The sequence below is a fragment of the Stenotrophomonas sp. 05L44_2 genome (assembly GCF_056665995.1).
Map to the genome: position 1 here is coordinate 1 of NZ_JBFTNR010000367.1, position 4,176 is coordinate 4,176.

At 65.5% G+C, this 4,176-nt stretch carries 3 protein-coding genes; all 3 read right to left on the bottom strand.

All coding sequences use genetic code 11. The features are described 5' to 3' along the window. Positions 1-153: 153 nt before the first annotated feature. The gene (locus tag AC1VAN_RS13560; protein ID WP_480985986.1) at positions 154-1,830 is read right to left on the bottom strand and encodes a long-chain fatty acid--CoA ligase; all 1,677 of its coding nucleotides are present in this window, start codon (positions 1,828-1,830) and stop codon (positions 154-156) included. Between the two features lie 262 nt (positions 1,831-2,092). Continuing rightward, on the bottom strand, positions 2,093-3,775 hold the full coding sequence (gene betA, locus AC1VAN_RS13565) for a choline dehydrogenase (RefSeq protein WP_025878949.1): 1,683 nt from the start codon (positions 3,773-3,775) through the stop codon (positions 2,093-2,095). A gap of 101 nt (positions 3,776-3,876) precedes the next feature. Continuing rightward, on the bottom strand, positions 3,877-4,176 hold a 300-nt coding region (locus tag AC1VAN_RS13570), incomplete at its 5' end, for an aldehyde dehydrogenase family protein (protein WP_480985987.1).

The following is a 4,176-nucleotide window of genomic DNA, read 5'->3' on the forward strand; positions in this document are numbered from 1 at the left end:
CCTCGGCGGTGCGGCCCGCAGATCAAGGTGGTGGCCGGCGGGCCGAACGGTCCACTCACGCGGCGATGCTACACCGGCCCCGGGCCCGCGCATGCGAAAAGGCCCGGGTCGTTGCCGACCCGGGCCTGAGCGCGTTCAACTTTCCCGAAACCCTTACGGGGCGGGCGTGTCGCGGAGTTCGCGACGCAGGATCTTGCCGACGTTGGTCTTCGGCAGCTCTTTTCGGAATTCAACGATTCTGGGGTGCTTGTAGCCGGTCAGGTTGGCCCGGGCGTGCTCCTTGACCATCTCGGCGGTCAGGTTCGGGTCCTTCTTGACGATGACCACCTTGACCACCTCGCCGGACTTCTCGTCCGGTACGCCGACCGCGGCCACTTCCAGCACGCCCGGCATCATCGCGATCACGTCCTCGACTTCATTGGGGTACACGTTGAAGCCGGACACCAGGATCATGTCCTTCTTGCGGTCGACGATGTAGAAGAAGCCGTGCTCGTCCATCTTCGCCATGTCGCCGGTGTGCAGCCAGTCGTCGGCGTCGATGGCCTTGGCGGTTTCCTCCGGGCGCTGCCAGTAGCCCTTCATCACCTGCGGGCCGCGGATGCACAGTTCGCCCACTTCGCCCAGCGCCAGGATGTTGCCGTTGTCGTCCTTGATGCAGGCATCGGTGGACGGAATCGGCAGGCCGATCGAGCCGTTGTACTCGGCCAGGGTAAGCGGGTTGATGCAGGCCGCCGGCGAGGTCTCGGTCAGGCCGTAGGCCTCGACCAGGGTGACGCCGGTGGTCTTCTTCCAGCGCTCGGCGACCGCACGCTGCACGGCCATGCCGCCGCCCAGGGTCACCTTCAGCGAGGAGAAATCGACGGTGTCGAAGCCGGGGGTGTTGAGCAGGCCRTTGAACAGCGTGTTGACGCCGGTGATSGCRGTGAAGCGCRYSSWCTTGAGCTCCTTGACGAAGSCCTTCATGTCRCGCGGGTTGGTGATCAGGTGGTTGCAGCCACCGAACTTCATGAAGACCAGGCCGTTCGCCGTCAGCGCGAAGATGTGGTACAGCGGCAGGGCGGTGATGATCCATTCCTTGCCCATCTCGATGCCCGATGCGCTGATCCAGGCCGAGGCCTGCTGCATGTTGGCGATCAGGTTGCGGTTGGTCAGCATCGCGCCCTTGGCGACACCGGTGGTGCCGCCGGTGTACTGCAGGAACGCCACGTCGTCATGGTCGATCTCGACCTTCGGCAGGGTGTGGCGGCTGCCCAGCTTGAGCGCCTGCTTGAAGCGGATCGCGCCCTTCAGGTGGTAGTTGGGCACCATCTTCTTGATGTACTTGAGCACGAAGTTGACGATCGTGCCCTTGGCGCCGAGCAGGTCGCCCAGGCCGGTGGTGATGACCTGCTTGACCTGGGTATCGGCGATGACCTGTTCGACGGTGTCGCCGAAGTTGTCCACCACCACCAGCGCGGTCACGCCGGCATCGACCAGCTGATGCTTCAGCTCGCGCGCGGTGTACAGCGGGTTGACGTTGACCACGGTCAGGCCGGCACGCAGCACGCCGAAGGTGGCGATCGGGTATTGCAGGCAGTTGGGCATCATCAGGGCGACGCGGTCGCCCTTCTTGAGCTTCAGCTCGCCCAGCAGGTAAGCGGCGAACTGTTCGACCAGGGCGTCGGTCTCACCGTAGGTGAGGGTCTTGCCGAAACTGGAGTAGGCCGGTCGGTCGCGGTACTTCGCGACGGAGGCGTCGAAGACCGAAACTACCGAATGGAACTCGTTGACGTCGATTTCGGCGGGAACGCCTTTCGGATAGCTCTGCAGCCAGGGACGATCCAGACTCATATTCCCCCTCCAGGAATCGTAATGATGGGTGCGGCGCGGACAGTATCCGCCAGAACCGCTCTCCGCAGCATACCGTCCCGTAGGGAAAACGCGAAGAGGGTGGACACTGCGCGGCCGTATGCGCCAAAAGCCGCCGGGCATGGCCCGGCGCTACCGAAGGCAAAGCTCGCCTCGTAGTGCCGGGCCATGCCCGTCGACTGAAGGCAAAGCCCGCCTGGTAGCGCCGGGCCATGCCCGGCGGATGATTCCGATGGCCGGAGACTCAGCTCTTGTTGCGCACCGGCGCGCCGTTGGCCTTGTAGTACGAAGCCGTGCTGCGCGGCAGCGGCGCGCGGCCACGGATCACATCGGCCAGCTTCTCGGCGATCATGATGGTCGGTGCGTTGAGGTTGCCGGTGACCACCTGCGGCATGATCGAGGCATCGACGATGCGCAGGGCTTCCAGGCCGTGCACGCGACCCTGGCCGTCAACCACCGCCATCGGATCATCGGCGTGGCCCATCTTGTTCGAGCACGACGGGTGGTAGGCGGTCTCGGCATGCTCGCGCACGAACGCATCGATCTGCGCGTCGGTCTGCAGCGCGCTGCCTGGCGAAATCTCGCGGCCGCTGTACGGAGCCAGCGCCGGCTGCGCGAAGATCTCGCGGGTGATCCGGATTGCCGAGCGGAACTCGCGCCAGTCCTGGTCGTGCGACATGTAGTTGAACAGGATGCTGGGATCTTCGCGCGGATCCTTCGAGCGCACGTGGATGCGGCCGCGGCTGGGCGAGCGCATCGAGCCGACATGCATCTGGAAGCTGTGCGCCTTGATCGGGTTGGAACCGTTGTAGTTGATCGCCACCGGCAGGAAGTGATACTGCAGGTTGGGCCAGTCGAATTCGGCATCGCTGCGGATGAAGCCGCCAGCTTCGAACTGGTTGCTGGCACCGATGCCGGTGCCCAGGAACAGCCATTCGGCGCCGATCGCCGGCTGGTTGTACAGCTTCAGTGCCGGGGCCAGCGAGACCGGCTTCTTGCACTCGTACTGCAGGTACATCTCAAGATGGTCCTGCAGGTTGGCGCCGACGCCGGGCAGGTGGTGCACCAGGTCGATGTCCAGGCTGCGCAGCAGGTCGGCCGGGCCGACGCCGGAGCGCTGCAGGATCTGCGGCGAGGCGATGGCACCACCACACAGCAGCACTTCGCGGCGCGCGGTGGCGCGCTGCGGCTGGTCGTTGTGCAGCCACTGCACGCCCACTGCGCGCTTGCCCGAGAACAGGATGCGGTCGGTCAGCGCGTGGGTGACGATGGTCAGGTTCGGGCGCGGCTTGGCCAGATCCAGGTAGCCACGCGCGGTGCTGGAGCGGCGTCCCTTCGGCGTGACGGTGCGGTCCATCGGGCCGAAGCCTTCCTGCTGGTAGCCGTTGAGGTCGTCGGTGCGCGGATAACCGGCCTGCACGCCGGCCTCGACCATCGCCGCGAACAGTTCGTTGTTGCCGGCCTTGGGCGTGGTGACGCGCAGCGGGCCGTCGCCGCCGTGGTAGTCGTTCGGGCCGATGTCACGGGTTTCGGCCTTGCGGAAGTACGGCAGGCAATCCAGGTAGGTCCAGTCTTCCAGGCCCGGCATGCCGGCCCAGTTGTCGTAGTCCATCGCGTTGCCGCGGATGTAGCACATGCCGTTGATCAGCGACGAACCGCCCAGGCCCTTGCCACGACCGCAATCCATCCGGCGGTTGTTCATGAAGGGCTCGGGATCGGTCTTGTACGCCCAGTTGTAGCGGCGGCCCTGCAGCGGGAAGGCCAGTGCGGCGGGCATCTGGGTACGGAAATCGAGCCGGTAGTCCGGGCCACCGGCTTCCAGCAGAAGCACGCTGACATCGGCATCTTCGGTGAGGCGGGTGGCCAGCACGTTGCCGGCCGAACCGGCGCCGATGATGATGTAGTCGTACTCGTTATGGGTGCTCATGGTTGCTCTCCTGCAGGCCGGGCGCGCTGCATGCAGGCGTCCCGGCGGAATGTCGGATCGGCGCGGTGGCCGGACGATGGGCGGTGCTCAGGACGCGCCGGTCAGAACACGCTGGCGTAGTCGCCCAGTTCGACCTGCACCGACTTGATGCGGGTGTAGTGGCCGAGGGTGGAGATACCGTTCTCGCGGCCAACGCCGGACTGCTTGTAGCCGCCGACCGGCATTTCCGCCGGCGACTCGCCCCAGGTGTTGATCCAGCAGATGCCGGCTTCCAGGCGATGGATGATGCGATGTGCGCGGCTGATGTCCTTGCTGACCACACCTGCGGCCAGGCCGAAGGTGGTGTCGTTGGCGCGACGGATCACTTCGTCCTCATCGTCGTAGGCGAGGATGCTCATCAC

Excerpts from the sequence above, each read along its gene's own strand:
- betA (WP_025878949.1), bottom strand. The coding sequence starts at position 3,775 with ATGAGCACCCATAACGAGTACGACTACATCATCATCGGCGCCGGTTCG.